The organism is Clostridium aciditolerans (assembly GCF_016316925.1).
Lineage (GTDB): Bacteria > Bacillota > Clostridia > Clostridiales > Clostridiaceae > Clostridium_AM > Clostridium_AM aciditolerans.
Genome location: NZ_JAEEGB010000026.1, coordinates 138,262 through 155,765 on the forward strand (window position 1 = coordinate 138,262; position 17,504 = coordinate 155,765).

A 17,504-nucleotide genomic window follows, 5' to 3' on the forward strand; every position below is an offset into this window, starting at 1 on the left:
AAACCGGCACTTTTGAACATTACACTTTGATTGTATAATTGTTTTATCGAGAAGTCAACGGGCCCGTGATAAGGACTTTTCATATTATGCATTTGAAAAAATTAGATAAATATTTATTAAAAAGGGGGATAAATCGATGAATACAAAATATGTAGTTATTATTCAATGTGATATTGCACATAGACGCTGCAGCGGATTCGCTTGTACAAATGCTTTTTATAATAGAGAGGAAATCTTTAAGAACTATGCTGACGACACTAGATACATTTCCTTTACCTGCGGTGGCTGCTGTGGTAAGGGAGTTGCTGCTAAATTAGAACATCTTTCTAAAAAGTTAAGAATAGAAAATAATATAGGTAAAGATGAAGTTGCTGTACACTTATCTTCTTGTATGACAACGGACCATCATCATTATGATAGATGCCCTCATGTTGACTATATAAAGAATATTGTATTAAAAAAGGGTTATAAAAATATTATAGAAGGATCTTTCATAAGTAAAAATGCAGAAAGGAAGAGAGAAGAAGGTATTTATAATTGTTACAGTAATTCATAGAATTTTAGAGGAGGAATCATAAATGTTAAATGAAAAATTACTTGAAGTTATTTCACATGAAGGAGTGACAGCTATCGCCTCTTGCAGTAATAACGAGGTGCATGTAGTTAATACTTGGAACTCATATATTAATACTACTGAAGATGGCAGGTTATTAATACCGGCTGCTGGGATGCGTAAAACACAAAAGAACATAGAATTAAATAATAAAATTAAGGTAACTGTAGGAAGTAAAGAAGTTATGGGATATAAATACTTGGGTACGGGCTTCTTAATTGAAGGAACCGCAAAATTCGTTGAATCAGGTTCAGAATTTGATATGATGAAAGAAAAATACCCTTTCCTAAGTAGGGTTTTAGAGATAACAGTTACATCTGCAAAGCAAACACTTTAGTATTATATTATCTAGCTTCAGAAAATGAGCACTTTTATTAAATAAAGTGCTCATTAAGCTAGTCTAACACCAACCTTGCCACTAAGTTGGTGTATAATTCACTAGTAATCCGTTAATTTTTGTATTATGGATTTTGAAGCTTTTCTAGAAGACGAACTCAAAGAAAAGATATAAATGTTTAATAATCAAATAAGATTTTGTTTCTTTAAAAATTTATAAAATGTGTAAGAAATAATTAATGAAATAAAATATGAAAAGTATGTTGCTATTATATTCCAATGATTATAATAAACTACTCTACCCATCCATACTCCATACCACTCTATTAATGTAAGGAGTAATCCAGTCACCGGTAATATAATATAAGTTCTAATATGATATTTTCTCACAAGTTCAATAGTAACACATGGATAGAGGCAAAATAATCCAATGTTGAAAGGCAGTGCTGAAAGATTAATAAGATTAAAAGGATATAGGCGCCAAAAATAGCAAAATCCTAAATCGTTAACTATAAATGATATAACACTGGCAAAGGGAGCTATATAATATATAACTTTATATTCACGAATAATAGTTAAAGCGATTATCCAAGGAATAATAAAACCTAAAATAATGTTTAAAATCATGAACTACACCTCCGCTTTGTTCATTTCTATAATTTCTCCTTTATTAAAAACTTTATTCCATACCATATAATTTACAGTAAATAATTTTTTCAATAATAACGAAAAAAGCGACTGGCTTTTGCCAATCACTTTTAATTTTAAATTATTTTGCAAGTTCATATAATGTATGAGCATATATTTTAGCATTCATAATAAGATCGCCAATTTCAATATACTCATTAGCTTGGTGGTCAAGATCTGGCTTTCCTGGGAATATCGGTCCAAAGCCAACTATGTTTGGAAGTTCCTTAGCATAAGTTCCTCCACCTATTCCATAAGCCTTTGCTTCTTCACCTGTCTGCTCATTGTAAACTTTAAGAAGAGTTTTAACTAACTCACCATCTTCTGGATAGTAAAGAGGCTCATCAGCATCTATTCTCTCTATTTTAGCACCACATTCAGCAAATCTTTCAGAAAGCTTATTCATTATTTCATCACCCTTCATTGTAACAGGGTATCTCATATCTATCCAAAGATCTGCCACTTCTTCGTTAAAGTCAGCTACTCCAACATTTAATGATAATTTTCCTGATGGTTTATCTTCACATGCTATTCCAAGTGAAGTACCTTCTGTTTCTGATCCAACATTCTTGTTAAAGAAATTGATATAATCTGCAAGTCCACAAGTTCCTTTAGCAATTGTTCCTAAAAACTCCATTGCATACATTACAGCATTTTTTCCTAACTCTGGCATACTACCATGAGCTGATACTCCAAAGGATTTTACAACAACATCCCCATTAACAATTTCAGCATTCATATTGTATCCTGTTTTAGCCGCAAATTCTTTTACAGCATTAACAATACTTTCTCCATCCTTTGTAGCTATTACAACCTCACATTTGTCTGGTACCATATTAGGTCTTATTCCACCTTTTATTGATTTAATTGCAAGTCCACAGTTGCAAGGCTTTAAAGGTTTAACAACGTGAAATCTTCTTATACCTTTTTCTGCATTTATAACAGGATACATAGCATCTGGTGTAAATCCAGCAACTGGAGCCTTTTCTTTCTTATTGTAAATATGCATTTCGCCGCTTCCTGTTTCTTCATTTGTTCCAAAAATAATTCTAACTTTCTTTGAAAGTGGCATATTAAGTTCTTTTATAGCTTTTAGTCCGAAAAGCGCTGCCATTATTGGACCCTTATCATCCAACGTGCCTCTTCCAAACATTTTATCATCATGAATTTCTGCTCCATATGGTGGATGAATCCAGTTATCTCCTTCAGGAACTACATCCATATGGCCAAGAACTGCCACATAATCTTCTCCTTCACCATACTCTACATATCCGTAATATCCTTCTTCTTCCTTGTATGTCTTAAATCCAAGGCTTTTAGAGATTTCAAGTGCCTTATCAAGTGCCTTTGCTACGCCCTCACCAAAAGGCATGCCTGGCTTTCCCTCTTCTTCAATACTCTTAATTTTAATTACTTCTTGAGTTGCCTTAATAAGTTCCTCTTTCATTTCATCAATTTTTTTATTAAGTTCCATATCGGTTCCCCCTATTTTTAATATTTTTACAAAAAGTAATACATTTTTATCTATGGCACATTTTGTATATTTTTATTGTATACCTCTTCTTACACTTTTTCAACGATATTGAATTATTTGTTGAATTCATCATTATTTTTGCTAAAAATCCGTCAATTTTATAATTAGACTTAAAGATATTTACTCCATTATTAAAGGACTAGCTCTTTCCTAGCTTTTTCATTGTAAAAAATCATTTAATATGAATATGTTTTCTTAAGTATTTTCCTGTAATTGACGAAGGCTTATTAATCAAATCTCTAGGCTGCCCTTCAAATATAACTTTACCTCCATCTTGACCTGCTCCTGGACCTAAATCTATGATCCAATCCGCTTGACTCATTATATCAAGATTATGTTCTATCACAATTAGTGTGCTCCCTTGGTTAACAATGCGATTCATAATTGTTATAAGCTGTGACACATCGGACATGTGCAGTCCTGTGGTAGGTTCATCCAATACATATATATTCCCTTCCTTCTCCAACTCTGCCGCAAGTTTAACCCTTTGAAGTTCACCGCCAGATAGTGTGTCTAAAGGCTGACCAAGAGTAATATAGCCTATTCCTACATCTTTTAGACTTCTTAAAGTAGGTAGTATTTCTTTCTCATCGAAAAATTCCATAGCCTCATCAATTGTCATCTTAAGAACTTCACTAATATTTTTCTTTCGTAATTTAAGCTGCAGTACTTCTTTAGTGAACCTATCTCCTTGGCATACCTCACAAACATCTACAATAGGATCCATAAAAGCTAAATCAACATATGTTATTCCTAAACCCTTACATTCCGAACAAGCTCCCTTGGAATTAAAGCTGAAAAGAGATGCTTCCACCTGATTCTCTTTTGCAAACAATTTTCGTATAAAATCAAAAATTCCTGTGAAGGTAGCTATATTAGAACGCTTAGAGGCTTGAATTGCTCTTTGATCTATGAAAATTGCTTCAGGATAATATTGTGGTAGTACTTGGTTTATGAGAGTGCTTTTGCCCGAACCAGCTACTCCTGTAACCACAGTCAGAACACCTATAGGAATATCAACAGAAACCTCTTTCAAATTATGCAAAGTAGCCTGTTTTATAGATAACCATCCTTTAGGTTCTCTAGTACCTTTCTTCAAACTAGATTTATAATTTAAAAACTTTCCTGTCAATGTATCTGCTTTTAATAATCCTTCCACTCCTCCCTCGTACGTAATATTGCCACCTTTTGTGCCAGCTTTTGGCCCCATATCAATTACATGGTCTGCAATTCTAATGACATCGGGGTCATGCTCCACTATTAAAACCGTATTGCCTTTATCTCTTAATAACCTCAAAAGATTATTAATTCTATTTACATCATGGGGATGAAGACCAATACTTGGTTCATCAAAAATATAAGTAATATCAGTTAAGCTGCTTCCTAGCTGACGAACCATTTTTATTCTTTGAGACTCACCTCCAGAAAGAGTTGCTGTCTCTCGAGCCAAACTTAAATAGCCTAGCCCTATAGAATTCAAATGCTCCAGTCGATTGATGATAGCTTCCACCATTGTATATGCAGAAGGTTCTTTAATGGTTTCCATAAAGCTAATTAAGTCACTGATTTGCATTTTTGTGCAATCTGCAATATTTTTATCCTTTATTTTACACTCCAATGCCTCTTCTTTAAGTCTTGCACCCTTACACAATGGACAAATACCACTTGCAACTACATAGTTAATCTCCTCCTTATATAGTTTCACCCCCCTGGATTCTTTATTCAAAAAAGTTCTTTCAATTCTTGGGACAATTCCCTCATACTTTGAAGTGGTAGGCCAACCGTTAGTAGGATTTGGTGGCTTAAAACCGGTTTTGTAAAGCAGTGTATCCCATTCATCCGAACTATAATCTTTAAGCTTTTTGTCATTATCAAAAAGCCCTGTACAGACATAACGTTTCCATCTCCACCCTCCTGGTTCAAAAGTTGGAAACAGAATGGCTCCTTCATTTAAGGATTTATTTTTCTCAAATAACCTTTCAACATTTATTGTATCCACCTTTCCTAATCCTTCACATTTAGGACACATTCCCATAGGATTATTGAAAGAAAACACATCAGAATACCCTACAAAAGGCTTGCCAATTCGTGAGAATAATAAACGCAGCAATGAATAAATATCTGTTATAGTTCCAACTGTTGACCTTGCATTTCCACCGATTCTCTTTTGACTAATTACAATTGCTACAGAGAGATTCTCAATAGAATCTACATCAGGGTGTCCGTACTGTGGGAGACGATGACGTATAAAACTTGAATAGGTTTCATTTAATTGACGTTGTGATTCTGCTGCAATTGTATCGAATACAAGAGATGACTTTCCAGAGCCTGAAACACCTGTAAAAACAGTAATTTGCTTCTTTGGAACCTTTATATCAATATTCTTTAGGTTTTTTTCTCTAGCTCCAATAACATGTATATTATTATCAAATTTTTCTTTTCTCATAGTAATCTCCTTTCACTAAACCTGTATTTATCCTTTATAACACTATTAAAACTCTAAACTTTGCTATTCTCTAAGCCACAAATATCTTCACCAACATTGATAATACTCTTACTTGAATTAATCTTTTAATTTAACAAGCATATATACTTTGAGTATCTATCATAAATACTGTATACTAAAAACATGACAATTGTTGTCTATTTTTATTAAGATTGATCTCTACATTGTAAAAATAAATCCTGTTGTAAAGGAGAATTTATATGTCAAAAGCTAAGAAAATATTTGATTTAATTATGTATGTGAATACTAAAAGAAGTTTTACTGCTCAAGATGTTGCATATGAATTCAACATATCTGTTAGAACTGCACATAGATATTTAATGGAAATAAGTGAATTAGGGGTTCCTATATATACTGAGCAAGGTAGAAATGGTGGGTATCGCACACTAGAAAACAGAGTTCTTCCTCCAATTATATTTGATGAGAATGAAGCTACAGCGATTTTCTTCGCCTTTCAATCACTAAAATATTACAAGTCATTACCCTTTGATACAGATATCGATTCAGCCTCTAGAAAATTGTATGCTACTCTTCCTGAGGATGCTAAAAAGAAGATAAATCGCTTAGAATCCCTTATATGTTTATGGAACCCAAAACGAAATATTGCTTCCCCTTACTTGAAGAATATAGTTGAAGCATCTATTCAGAACAATATATTAATAATTGAATATCTATCAAAAACAAAGAATAAAAAAAGAGAAGTTAAACCAATCGGCACCTATGCACATGACGGGCTTTGGTATATGCCTGCTTTAGACCTTGAAAAAAATAAGGTTTTATTATTCAGAGTTGATAGAATACTATCCTTAGAAATTTCCGAAAGAACTTATGAGTTTCCAATGAATTTAACAGATTGGTTTGATAGCTATACAGTTAAAACACCAGTAAGATTATATGTTGAGTTAACAAGAGAAGGGATAAGACAGTGTCAAAGCAAGCCATGGTTAGAGCCTCATATTATTACTACTGATGATGAAAATGGATATATTGATACAATAATCGATAAAAGTGAGATAGACTTTGTTTCTAACTATTTTGTTCAGCTGGGTACTTATGTAAAAGTTATTGAACCACAAGAAATAGTAGATAATATAAAAAAGCAAGCTTATAGTCTGATAAATCATTATAAATAACTTATCTATATAGATATTCACTTTGTAGGATTCCCATATGAATAATATGATGCCATTTTCCTTCTCTAAAAATACTTTCACGGGATTCTCCTTCCTTTTTAAATCCTATCTTTTCATATAGTTTAATAGCTCTATCATTAAAAGAAAAAACCCTCAATGATACTCTATGAAGATTCAGTTCAAGAAAAGTATAATCAAGAAGTAATCTCAATGCTTCTGTTCCATATCCTTTCCCCCAAAAGTTCTTATCACCAATATCAATAATACATTCTGCATTTCTATTCTTATAATCTATATTGATTAATGAGTTAATTCCTATTGGTGTATCTGATTTCTTTTCTACTATGATGTAACTTTTGGATGAATGAGAACGTAAAATAATTTTAGTAATAAATTCTTTAGTTTCTTCAAAATCATAAATATCTAAAAAAGTAGAGGTTGATCTCATAACCTCCATATCATTTCTCCATCTATGGTAAACATCTACATCCTCTGGAGTCATTTTTTTAAAATAAATTCTATCAGAATCAAATAACATAAAAACACTTCCTTACCTTTTTATAATTGGACAAAGCATTTGTTTTAATGTAAAAAGTAAAATCTTAAGTTGCTCATTTACCTTTGTTCTCTCTATGCCTAAGTTAAATGTATCCAACATTAATCCATCTATAAATGAAATAAGATATAAAGCAATATTATCTGGCGGAAAGCATGGGTGAAATTCTCCCTTTTCAGTTCCCTTTTCAATAAATCTTTTTACTGAGGTTACTAACTTTTCGTACCTTTCTGTTATATATGGATTGCCCTCTTTATTTTTCTCATAGTGTGTTGTGATAAAAAACTCCGCCTTACAGAGCAAAAGGGATTTGTTGATAGCTTCAATGCTTTTTTGTTGTACTTCAATCCAATTTGTAAACTGCTCCCAGAAAGAAGTTAGATCATCTTGTTCAAAATAGTTTATATCTTCTTGATCTTCAGCTTGAAGAACTTCTCTGAATACATGCTCAATATTGCTGAAATAAGAATATAAAGCTCCTCTGGACACTCCAGCCTCATCTATAATGTCTTGCATCGTCGCATGTGCATATCCTTCTCTGATAAACACATCTCTTGCAGCTTGGAGTAATTCATTTTTTTTCTTCTTTTTATAATCGTCACTTACTTTTGGTGACATATCCTATTTACACCTCCTGTGTCCACATCTTAATGAAATACGTTTTGGAGAATTAATTTATTTACAAAACATAAGCCGTAGGGATACTATACCGAAAATTGACTTACACTCTAGAGTGTATTTCCTTACACTTATTATAAACGACACTAGTGTCGTTTTCAAGTTTTTTAAATAAATGTATTCTGTAAGGACTATATAAAAATCTTCAAGTAAAAAATCCCTCAAACCATACTAGTCTGAGGGAATATAAAGCACACTTTAATTTTCAATTAAAATCTTCTGAAGCCTTTACTATAAGGCTATTTTATAAGGAAATACTATTTCACTGCTATAATAATTCTTTAGTTAGGGAATATTAGACACTGAGCAAAAAGTCTTTCATAGCCTTCAGATGCTCCTAGTTCCATATAATCTATTTGATGAGCTAATTCTTCAATTTGCTGCTTTACCTCAGCAGACATAAGAGCCATATATGCTCCTGTTTTAGAAGAATTCCCTACATATACTAATCTGTCCCTAATTTCTTCTGGTAAAATACCTATTCCTACTAAACTGTCAGCAGGCAAGTGTGCTCCAAACTGTCCTGCTATAACAACTTTATCAAGTTGATTCATATCAATGTTAGATTTTTTTAGTAGAGCGTAAAAACCGGAAAGAATAGCTCCTTTTGCTAATTGTACTTGTCGAATATCAGCTTGTGTAATTAATAGTTGTTCTGGAGCTCCATTTAAAATAAACTCACGTTTCTTTCCATCTAATTGAATCATATCATAGCGGTAATCTGATTCCTCTAGCTTTTCTTTTTTTATAAATGCTCCATCCTTTTTTACAAGACCTGTGCGAATCAACTCTTTCACAGCAGCTAATATTCCACTTCCGCATATTCCTATTGGCTTTTGCTCTCCTATAACCTTAAGCTCAATTCCGCTTTCAGTAATTTTTACATCTTCAATTGCGCCTTCTGCTGCCCTCATACCTGAGCTAATGTTCATCCCTTCTAATGCTGGACCTGCTGCACAGGAACAGGATAGCAACTTTCCATGATTGGATAAAACAATTTCTCCATTAGTTCCAATGTCTATGAATAGAACATTTTCTTTAGCCTTATGTAACTGGCAGACATATGCACCTGCTACAATATCTGCACCTATATAGGCTGAAACTGATGGAAGACAGTACAGTCTAGCACCTGGTGCTGCCTTTAAACCAATATCCCTTGCCAGTATATTCTTTGCCTTTACAAATATCGGTGAATATGGAGACATTCCGATAGATGTTGCATCAATTCCTAAAAGGAAATGCATCATTGTACAGTTTGCCGCAATGGAAATCTCATAAATATTTCTTCTATCAACTTTTGATTTATTGCATATATCTTCAATCATCTCATTAATAGAGTTAACAATTGCATATTGCAGCTTTTCTTTAGAATCCTCTGGATGCTCTATTTCATAAGTTATTCTAGTTAAAACATCTAATCCAAAGTTCTTTTGAGCATTAATCATTGAAGCTGTAGCCAACTCTTTACCTGTCTTCATATCAATCAATGCCGTCACAACCGTTGTAGTTCCGATATCAACTGCAACTCCGTAAAGAAGGTCAGTGGTATCACCAGGCTCAATTCCAATTAATTCTCTACCATTAAAAACTCCTGTAACTTTTCCAGTTATAAATTCATGCTGCTGCAGCAATCTCCAATCAAATTTCTCAACATCAAAGGTATTACATATGGAGTCCTCAAAGGAAATTTGATTTTCTAATGTAGGTTTTTCTATTTCAAAAACCTCTTTACAAATTAAAGGATTAAATTCGAAGTCAGGCATATATCCCGTTGTAAGTATTTCATGCTTTCTTTCTTTTTGTAAAATTTCAATTACAATATCTTCTTGTGGCACTACGAGACAGGATAGTCTTATACCTGAATCAATTTCTTCCTTCTTTAAAAGTTTCTCCTCTGTTTCTGAAATATCAGGCAGATTTCCTTTTAGAAGTCTTATCTTACATTTCCCACAAGACCCTTTTCCATTGCAAGGATTATCAACGAAAATCTCATTTTCTAATAAAAGTTGCAATAAATTTTTCTCAGGTATATATTCAAAGATTTTATTCTGGGGCATAATAGAAATCTTAGGCATTAGTTACTGAATCTCCTTTAGATAAATATTCTACCATTGTTTTTATATTTTCTAGAGGAGACTTCATCCCAAGTCCACAAGCTGGAGATATAATATTCGCCCCGTCTTTTACACACTTTTGAGTTAGTTCAGCAATTTTCTTTGGTTCTCCAAATTCAATTGTATAAGTACTTACATTACCCATTAGTAATCTATCTCCTAGATTTTTTCTTGCATCACTCATGTTAACTATAGAATCAAAACTTAAGACATCACTTTTTATTTTATTTACCTCTGAATATACCCTTTTCATTTGTCCACATATATGCACAATGGTACCTATGTTTTCTTTTTGTACACTATCAATAATTTTATTAATGTATTTAACCGCAAATTCTTCAAAGAGCTTTGGTCCTAAGATTTCACCGGTGCCACTAGGATCAGAAATTGCAATTATATCTGCTCCTGCTTCTATTTGTTTTTTTGCAAATGCAATTAACTGATCTGTAACAAAATCAACAAACTCATGGGCCTCTTTATTATTTTTTCTTAATTCTTTATAGAAAGTAGAAGGCTCCATTATAGAGCTTGCTGTGCTGATAGGTCCAGTTAAATTGCCTATAATAGGAACATCGCTGCCCCTTGATTTCAACAATTTAATTGCATCAATCACTACTTTTGCTCTTCCTTCTTCATAATTAATTTCGGAAATTTCCTTCCATTCCTTAACAGAATCTATTGCATATTCTACAACATGAGGCTCATACATCTTTGTTCCCATGTCAACCTTTGCGCCAAAATTTTCTGCCTCAATAGTCATGCAAAAAGGAACCCCGTAATTCTCAAAACAACCTTCTTCATATACTGCTGTTGCCAAATCAGTCATCATTTCAGCATTGCTATGAGCCTCAGGAAATTGTATTCCAACCTTTTCTATTAGTTCTGTTGTGACCATATTCATCATGCCTCCAGGACAAATACATGGTGGTCTATCAACTTTTTCTCCGCTGAAAACCTTATTTAATCGTTCCTTTGGCAATAACATAGTCCTCACCTCCTTCTACGCTACATTAAGCAATCTTTTTACTAATTTAACTGCCTCAGTTGCATTAGGAGAGTAACCATCTGCACCAATTATATCGGAGAATTTCTTTGAAATTGGACCTCCTCCTATAACAACCTTAACATCTTCTCTTATACCAGCTTCTTTTAGTAATTCTACAACAGTCTTCATTCCATCCATTGTTGTTGTCATCAATGTTGACATGCACACAAATGCAGCATTAACTTCCTTAGCCTTATCTACAAAATTTTGAAGTGGAACATCTCTACCCAAATCAATCATTTCAAATCCAGCTGTCTCTAACATGATTTTTACTAGATTTTTTCCTATATCATGAGTATCTCCTTCTACAACTCCAATTACTCCCTTTGGTTTTTCTCTTTCTACTTCATCTGAAGGAAGATGAGGTCTTAAAATTGCTAAACCTTCATACATTGCATCTGAACATAATAATATATCTGTAACAAAGTATTCTTCATCTTCATATAATTGACTTGCACGATTCATACCATCTACAAGCCCTCCCATGATACCATCAAGTATTGGATATCCTGCTTCTACGTATTCATTAGCTGCTTCAATTACATCATCTTCTTCCATTTCCACTACACCATCAGATAGTCTTTTTAATAATTCTTCTTTTAATACTGTCATTGTTTTACCCTCCATTTTTTTATTACTTAAAATTTTTTGGATCTATTGGCCACTTTCCATATTTTCTAGCAGAAGCCATAAATTGATCAATATTTTCTAGTGGAACAGCTCCTGAAAGATCACATCCTGATGCCAGAATATATCCGCAAGGGCTGTCATAAGCCTTTTGTATACAATTTTTTACTGCTAAATCCACATCATTGGTGTTTCCTAAAATCAGCACTTCTACCGGATCTACATTACCAAGAATAGGAACTTTATCTCCTACTACTTCTTTTGTATAAGTCAAGTCTACCCTATTATCAATACTCATCATATCACAACCTGACTTTACCATGTCCTCTACAATTGCTGTGGTGTCTCCACAAATGTGATAGCAAACCATACCCTTTGCATCATGAATATCTTTCATCAACTCTATTGTATATGGTAGAACAAACTCTTGATATTGCTTTTTATTAAGAATAGTTCCTGATGCAATAGGATCACATAATAATATAAGAACACCTGCTTTTATAAACTCTCTGCAAATGATTTTTAATGCATCATTGCAGAATTTAATTAGTTGATGTAACTTTTCTGGATTTTTTCTAGTGGCTCTAAGTAAGTTTTCTGTTTTATAGATACTTGCAGCAGCAGTAAAAGGTCCAGATATTAAAACTCCAGTCGGAACCTCATTTCCTATTTTATCCATTATGATACCTGCAGCTTCTAAATGTAATTGGAATGCTTTATCATTTTTTAGTTCTAGTTTTGACATATCTAGTTGATCAACATTATTCAAATCATCTAAAGCATATTTCATAATTGCTGGTACTGAGTCCTCTGGGTCGCTCATTTCACTTCCTAGGGCTGCACCTACACCATGTAATCCATATTCAACAATAGTTAAATCATTTCCAAACCTTTCATAACAAGCAATCTGTGCTCTCGCTTCATTCAAAGCGCTGCTTCTTTTTTCCTTGTGAGTCATTCCTAGAGCTAGTCCAGACATGGAGCAAACAACTGGCATAGCTAAAATTCTGTCCATAGGTTTTCCTGTCATAAATGCGGCTAATCTTTCATTTGGGGTCATTTGATCATACTTGTGCATATAGTGTCCTCCCTATTCTAAATTAATTTTTATATTAATAATTAAAGCAAAGCAATTGTTTTGATTATTCCATTTTTTAATTCAAATTCTTTATTTTTAATGCACATTTGCCCAACAAACTTTGATTGTCCCATCACTTTTACACAAGCTTCAGAATACTTTATAGGCTCTCCAAGGTTAATATCTTTCCATGCAGCTTTATCTGTTCCCAGTAATGCAAAAGTGGTTTTAGGACAAAGTAGTACAATTGTTTCATTATTAATCATCTCTTCAATCTTTTTCAGTAATGGATAAGTGAACATTTCTACCGTTTGTTCAGCAAATTTAGGTCCTAAAATATTTAATCCTCCAGAGGAATCAGCGTAACTAATCATGTTGACTCCTACTTTTTGAGCCTCTTCTACAAAACGTAATATTTCATTTTGAAATTTATCGAAAATGACTTTCATGGTATCTGGATCTTTTCTAAAGATCTTAAAAATATGACGTGGATCAATTAAAACGTTCATAATTGTAAAAGGACCTGAAATATATAGGAGTACATTTTCTCCTTTATCCCTTAAATACTTACAGGCTTTTAAAACTTCCGATATACGCCCTTTTGAGTAGTCGATTTCAGGTAAGTTCAATATCTCTTGAGCAGTTGTACAAATATAATCCTTCGCTCTTGGGCCTATATTTTCATCTCCAAAATTAATGCTTCCTCCCATTGCTTCCCCTTCGACGGTGTGGCAAAATGGTAATCCGCAAAAATTTGCATTGTCATATTTTTTCAACTCTTCTGCTAGTATAGCCATACTGCGCCAGTTCTTGTAGGCTTCTGGAAACTGCAAGTCCAATTTTTGCGTAACTTCTTTACTAATCCCTACAGAATTATCATAGGTACACTGAAAGTCAATAATTTTACTCATGCTAATCCCCTCCTTCATTATTAATGAAACTCCTTCTCCATACGTCGAATGAGTACTCACTGAGTAAGCGATTCACTTCAAATCATAGATTTGAGTTCTCTGCTTAAGCGACCATCTCAAAATCAGAGATTTTGGATGTCTGCTTATGAAACTCCTTCTCCATACTATCGAATGAGTAAGCTATCATTTTAAAAGCGTGGATTTTGAATATCTGCTTAAAATTTTGGATGTCTGCCTAGTGAAACATTGCAATATTTTTTGTTTTTTCAAAGCGCTGCCAATAACAGCTACTTTTGTTTCTTTACATTCTTCTACATACTCCCAGTGGTAATGATGTGGAGTAAAATCAAAGTAAACAAATTGATTTGTATCAAGTTCTAAAATCCCTTTAGCTCTTAAAATAAAGCCACATTCCTTATCCTTTAAAGACTCTAGGGTTTTATCGAGCTCTTTTTCCGAAAAAATTCTCGGATTAGCAACAGACAAAGTGCTGAATACTTTACCTGCTGGCATTGATAAATTTTTATCTTTCAAAGCAATTTCACAGCTTTCAATTGCATTTAGTATTTCAACTATTTTTTCGCCATCATAGGAATACCACTCATCCTTAAGGATAAATGCTTTTTCATTATTTGATTTTATTTTGAAAATTACTTTTTCAACTTCTTTTTCATCTACTTTGTCAAGATAGCTTAAAAAAATGATATGAGCATTCTGAATTTGATCTAAATAAAATTTACCAAAGTCCTCTATGTAATCGTTAAATGCGCTCACATCTACAATGGTTATTAGGTGATTTATTCTTATATCGAGCTGGGAATTTTCAGAAACCCTCCCGCAAACCTTTACAATATCTGATAAACTTCCTACACCAGATGGTTCTATAAATATATGGTCGGGCCTATATTCTAGGGCTAGCTCTTCTATACTTTTCTTAAAATCCTGCACCAGACTACAACAAATACATCCAGCATAGATTTCTCTAATAGGAAGCTTGTCATTAATTAGGTCTCCATCAATTCCAATATCACCAAATTCATTCTCAATTAAGGCAATTTTACCTTCTATATTTGGGATAACTTTTTTTAAGAATGTAGTCTTCCCAGCTCCTAAAAAGCCAGAAATTATATTTACGTTAATGCTCAATGTAAACCTCCTTTGTAAATATTTTTTTATTTGAATGTTAAAGAACTAATAATTTCATATTAATATTTGTATATAAAAACACATATAGTTCTTTTGTGCTCTATATGTGTATTATTTTGTTGATAATCCTCAAACAATTGTAGCATTTTAAATAATAGCAGTCTAATTAATGTTTCTTATTATTGAATCTACGTCTATAAGTTATTTCTATAATTAAAAAAAGAGCCTTTTCAGCTCTTCAAAATAGAAAAAATTAAGAGACTATTGCTAGTCCCTATTTTGTCATTGTGATATATGTATATTTAAAACTCATAATAATGATACATACTCATTATAAAAATCTCTTGCTAAATTCCTTTAAATTCTGCAAGTTATCATTAATATTTTCAATAGTTGCACTTATTTCCTCAACAGATGCTGCTTGCACTTCGCTTACAGTTGCTGCTTCACCAATTGCTTTAGTAATGTTGTTTACCGACAAATTCATATCTTCTATAATATCTCTTATGGTAGTGACAGAGTCTTTACTTTGTTTTGCAAGCTTCCTAATTTCACTTGATACAACATTAAATCCTCTTCCTTGTTCACCAGCCCTAGCGGATTCAATGGCCGCATTTAGTCCTAGTAAATTAATTTTATCAGCAATGCTTTTAATAATTTCCAGTGCTTCTGAAGTCTTTTTTGAAGTTTCCATTGTAGCTTGAGCTAACTGAATCGCACTTTGCCCAGACTTGGCAAGGTCTGAAGCCGTGTCTGCTAGTTCACCAACACCACCTGATACTTGCGTTATTGATTGAGATAATTCACTTATGCTACTTACCATCTGATTAGAATTCTCCATATCAATTCCATTACTAATTGCTCCGATAATCTGCCCCTTTGAATTTTTTATAGGTATTGCTATAACTTTAATAGCTTTGCCTAACACGCTTGCTGGTATATTTCCTTTTTGAATCTTGCCGCTATTTAGAGAATCTTTTACTGTTGCAACTACATCAGTACCATATTTGACTTGTAAATCAAATCCTTCAGCAGGTTCATAATAAATATATTTTTCCTTATCTGATAGCCCAAATGCTGTATCATCTCTTGAGAGGTTGTTTAAATATGGTAAAACAACAGAAAATGATCTTAAAATCTCCTCATCACTTAACTCTTCACTAAAATATTTATTATAATCCATACAAATAGCCTCCATCCAGTAATTGTTTTAAAACCTTGTATTTTCTACATATTATTCATTATATTGGTATACTATATATTGTTCAAGCATTTATTATAGAATTTTCTTCTTAATTTATCTACATCTTTAATATTTGGTGCATAAATTCATTATCTGTCATATAAAGATTACATAATCAAGGGACTGCCCCAGTAAATCCCATTTCCTGTATTCCTTATTTGTATTTCCTGCGAAAAAACTGCTAACAAAATATATTTGCCAGCAGTCTTATATATAAATTATATTCTAGTAAAACTTCTCACTCTTCGTTTCGAAGTATCTTTTTAAATCATAACTTGAAAAGATTCCTTTATCCGTTACAATACCACTAATTAGATGAGGTGGTGTAATATCAAATGAAGGATAAATTCCCTTAACTCCATCTAATGTGTTTTTCATACCACCATAGGATAGTACTTCCTTAGGATCTCTTTCCTCTATCACAATGTCAGAACCTTTTTCTTTATCTGCATCTGGTATTCCTGTTACAAAATAAGGTATTCCGAAGTGCTTTGCTAAAATAGCAATTTGGAAGGTTCCAATTTTATTTGCAATATGACCATCTTTAGCTATTGTATCTGCAGCAGAAGTAAATAGGTCTATATTCTTATTCTGCATGGTATATGCAATCATATTATCAGTTATAACTGTTGTGTCAAAACCCATTCCGCTGCAACAGCTGGCAGTCAATCTAGCTCCCTGCAAATAAGGCCTTGTCTCTGCACAGTAAATTTTTATTTGATTATCTCGTTTTCTTGCTGCCCTCAGCATCATTCCTATGATTGTCTCTCCAAAACACTGAGTCATGATGCTTCCATTCTTAGGGAACATATCAGCAAGATATTCTCCTACCGTCTCCATGGTAGAGTAACGTCTATTTAAAGAGTTTATGGTTGTATTAAAAATAGCCTCTGAGGCATCTTTGCCTTCTGATAAAGCTTTTTTAGCAGCCTCTAAACAGCCTTTTGTTACAATGCCCATGCGATTTGCCGTAGTAGGTCTAGCATGAGAAATATCATAAGCTGCCTTTTCAAGAAATTCTAGCTGTGCAGCCTCATTCTTTTCTCTTACCTCAAAGGCTGCAAGTGCCATACCCATACCTGCAGCGGTATAAGGACCTGCACTCTGAGTTACCATGTCCTTAATTGCCTTTGCTACTTCTTTATAGGTATTACAGACAACAAATTTAATTTCTCTTGGATAAATTCTTCTATCTAAAATCCTTACCGTACCATTTTCATACCAAGCTACATTTTCATACTGCAGCATAAAAGCTAAGTCTTGATCCATTCTTTCCATTTTACATCACCTTTTTTAT

Annotated in this window: 16 protein-coding genes; 3 read left to right on the forward strand and 13 right to left on the reverse strand. The window is 33.1% G+C overall.

Annotated features, from left to right (window positions below; genetic code table 11):
- Positions 1–136: 136 nt before the first annotated feature.
- The gene (locus I6U51_RS17355; RefSeq protein ID WP_211143822.1) at positions 137–556 is read left to right on the forward strand and encodes a CGGC domain-containing protein; all 420 of its coding nucleotides are present in this window, start codon (positions 137–139) and stop codon (positions 554–556) included.
- 22 nt (positions 557–578) lie between these two features.
- Positions 579–950, forward strand: a complete 372-nt coding sequence (locus tag I6U51_RS17360) for a pyridoxamine 5'-phosphate oxidase family protein (protein WP_211143823.1) — start codon at positions 579–581, stop codon at positions 948–950.
- Between the two features lie 185 nt (positions 951–1,135).
- Here the strand turns inward: I6U51_RS17360 and I6U51_RS17365 are convergent, their stop codons facing one another.
- From I6U51_RS17365 to I6U51_RS17375, 3 genes are all read right to left on the reverse strand, one after another.
- Entirely contained in the window at positions 1,136–1,576 is a 441-nt protein-coding gene (locus tag I6U51_RS17365) for a hypothetical protein (RefSeq protein ID WP_211143824.1), read from the reverse strand.
- A gap of 142 nt (positions 1,577–1,718) precedes the next feature.
- The gene (gene pepV / locus I6U51_RS17370) at positions 1,719–3,110 is read right to left on the reverse strand and encodes a dipeptidase PepV (RefSeq protein ID WP_211143825.1); all 1,392 of its coding nucleotides are present in this window, start codon (positions 3,108–3,110) and stop codon (positions 1,719–1,721) included.
- A gap of 232 nt (positions 3,111–3,342) precedes the next feature.
- Positions 3,343–5,616: an ATP-binding cassette domain-containing protein gene (locus I6U51_RS17375; protein ID WP_211143826.1), complete on the reverse strand. Its 2,274-nt coding sequence runs from the start codon at positions 5,614–5,616 to the stop codon at positions 3,343–3,345.
- A gap of 260 nt (positions 5,617–5,876) precedes the next feature.
- Here I6U51_RS17375 and I6U51_RS17380 point away from each other — a divergent pair, with 260 nt between their 5' ends.
- On the forward strand, positions 5,877–6,809 hold the full coding sequence (locus I6U51_RS17380; protein WP_246517417.1) for a helix-turn-helix transcriptional regulator: 933 nt from the start codon (positions 5,877–5,879) through the stop codon (positions 6,807–6,809).
- 1 nt (position 6,810) lies between these two features.
- Here the strand turns inward: I6U51_RS17380 and I6U51_RS17385 are convergent, their stop codons facing one another.
- The 10 genes from I6U51_RS17385 to I6U51_RS17430 form a co-directional block, all read right to left on the reverse strand.
- On the reverse strand, positions 6,811–7,347 hold the full coding sequence (locus I6U51_RS17385) for a GNAT family N-acetyltransferase (RefSeq protein WP_211143827.1): 537 nt from the start codon (positions 7,345–7,347) through the stop codon (positions 6,811–6,813).
- 12 nt (positions 7,348–7,359) lie between these two features.
- A complete protein-coding gene (locus tag I6U51_RS17390) occupies positions 7,360–7,983 on the reverse strand; it encodes a TetR/AcrR family transcriptional regulator (RefSeq protein ID WP_211143828.1) in 624 nt (207 codons plus the stop codon).
- Positions 7,984–8,324: 341 nt separating this feature from the next.
- Positions 8,325–10,118 carry an ASKHA domain-containing protein gene (locus tag I6U51_RS17395; protein ID WP_211143829.1) on the reverse strand — a complete coding sequence of 598 codons (1,794 nt, stop codon included), beginning with the start codon at positions 10,116–10,118 and terminating at the stop codon, positions 8,325–8,327.
- Positions 10,111–11,142: a methylcobamide:CoM methyltransferase MtbA gene (locus I6U51_RS17400; protein WP_211143830.1), complete on the reverse strand. Its 1,032-nt coding sequence runs from the start codon at positions 11,140–11,142 to the stop codon at positions 10,111–10,113. Before I6U51_RS17400 ends, I6U51_RS17395 begins: the two co-directional genes overlap by 8 nt.
- A gap of 15 nt (positions 11,143–11,157) precedes the next feature.
- Positions 11,158–11,814 (reverse strand): corrinoid protein, encoded by a 657-nt coding sequence (locus tag I6U51_RS17405; protein WP_211143831.1) that lies wholly within the window; start codon positions 11,812–11,814, stop codon positions 11,158–11,160.
- Positions 11,815–11,836: 22 nt separating this feature from the next.
- Entirely contained in the window at positions 11,837–12,907 is a 1,071-nt protein-coding gene (locus tag I6U51_RS17410; protein WP_211143832.1) for a uroporphyrinogen decarboxylase family protein, read from the reverse strand.
- Between the two features lie 41 nt (positions 12,908–12,948).
- A complete protein-coding gene (locus tag I6U51_RS17415; RefSeq protein ID WP_211143833.1) occupies positions 12,949–13,818 on the reverse strand; it encodes a uroporphyrinogen decarboxylase family protein in 870 nt (289 codons plus the stop codon).
- 183 nt (positions 13,819–14,001) lie between these two features.
- Positions 14,002–14,964 carry a CobW family GTP-binding protein gene (locus I6U51_RS17420; RefSeq protein WP_211143834.1) on the reverse strand — a complete coding sequence of 321 codons (963 nt, stop codon included), beginning with the start codon at positions 14,962–14,964 and terminating at the stop codon, positions 14,002–14,004.
- A gap of 331 nt (positions 14,965–15,295) precedes the next feature.
- Complete coding sequence (locus tag I6U51_RS17425) at positions 15,296–16,147, reverse strand: methyl-accepting chemotaxis protein (RefSeq protein WP_211143835.1); 852 nt, start codon at positions 16,145–16,147, stop codon at positions 15,296–15,298.
- A gap of 285 nt (positions 16,148–16,432) precedes the next feature.
- Positions 16,433–17,485, reverse strand: coding sequence for an S-methyl-5-thioribose-1-phosphate isomerase (locus I6U51_RS17430; RefSeq protein ID WP_211143836.1), 1,053 nt, complete (start codon positions 17,483–17,485; stop codon positions 16,433–16,435).
- Positions 17,486–17,504: the final 19 nt, after the last annotated feature.

What these genes read in the sequence shown, in the direction of transcription:
- I6U51_RS17355 (WP_211143822.1), top strand. Translation starts at nt 137, where the DNA reads ATGAATACAAAATATGTAGTTATTATTCAATGTGATATTGCACATAGA.
- I6U51_RS17360 (WP_211143823.1), top strand. Translation starts at nt 579, where the DNA reads ATGTTAAATGAAAAATTACTTGAAGTTATTTCACATGAAGGAGTGACA.
- I6U51_RS17365 (WP_211143824.1), bottom strand. Translation starts at nt 1,576, where the DNA reads ATGATTTTAAACATTATTTTAGGTTTTATTATTCCTTGGATAATCGCT.
- pepV (WP_211143825.1), bottom strand. Translation starts at nt 3,110, where the DNA reads ATGGAACTTAATAAAAAAATTGATGAAATGAAAGAGGAACTTATTAAG.
- I6U51_RS17375 (WP_211143826.1), bottom strand. Translation starts at nt 5,616, where the DNA reads ATGAGAAAAGAAAAATTTGATAATAATATACATGTTATTGGAGCTAGA.
- I6U51_RS17380 (WP_246517417.1), top strand. Translation starts at nt 5,877, where the DNA reads ATGTCAAAAGCTAAGAAAATATTTGATTTAATTATGTATGTGAATACT.
- I6U51_RS17385 (WP_211143827.1), bottom strand. Translation starts at nt 7,347, where the DNA reads ATGTTATTTGATTCTGATAGAATTTATTTTAAAAAAATGACTCCAGAG.
- I6U51_RS17390 (WP_211143828.1), bottom strand. Translation starts at nt 7,983, where the DNA reads ATGTCACCAAAAGTAAGTGACGATTATAAAAAGAAGAAAAAAAATGAA.
- I6U51_RS17395 (WP_211143829.1), bottom strand. Translation starts at nt 10,118, where the DNA reads ATGCCTAAGATTTCTATTATGCCCCAGAATAAAATCTTTGAATATATA.
- I6U51_RS17400 (WP_211143830.1), bottom strand. Translation starts at nt 11,142, where the DNA reads ATGTTATTGCCAAAGGAACGATTAAATAAGGTTTTCAGCGGAGAAAAA.
- I6U51_RS17405 (WP_211143831.1), bottom strand. Translation starts at nt 11,814, where the DNA reads ATGACAGTATTAAAAGAAGAATTATTAAAAAGACTATCTGATGGTGTA.
- I6U51_RS17410 (WP_211143832.1), bottom strand. Translation starts at nt 12,907, where the DNA reads ATGCACAAGTATGATCAAATGACCCCAAATGAAAGATTAGCCGCATTT.
- I6U51_RS17415 (WP_211143833.1), bottom strand. Translation starts at nt 13,818, where the DNA reads ATGAGTAAAATTATTGACTTTCAGTGTACCTATGATAATTCTGTAGGG.
- I6U51_RS17425 (WP_211143835.1), bottom strand. Translation starts at nt 16,147, where the DNA reads ATGGATTATAATAAATATTTTAGTGAAGAGTTAAGTGATGAGGAGATT.
- I6U51_RS17430 (WP_211143836.1), bottom strand. Translation starts at nt 17,485, where the DNA reads ATGGAAAGAATGGATCAAGACTTAGCTTTTATGCTGCAGTATGAAAAT.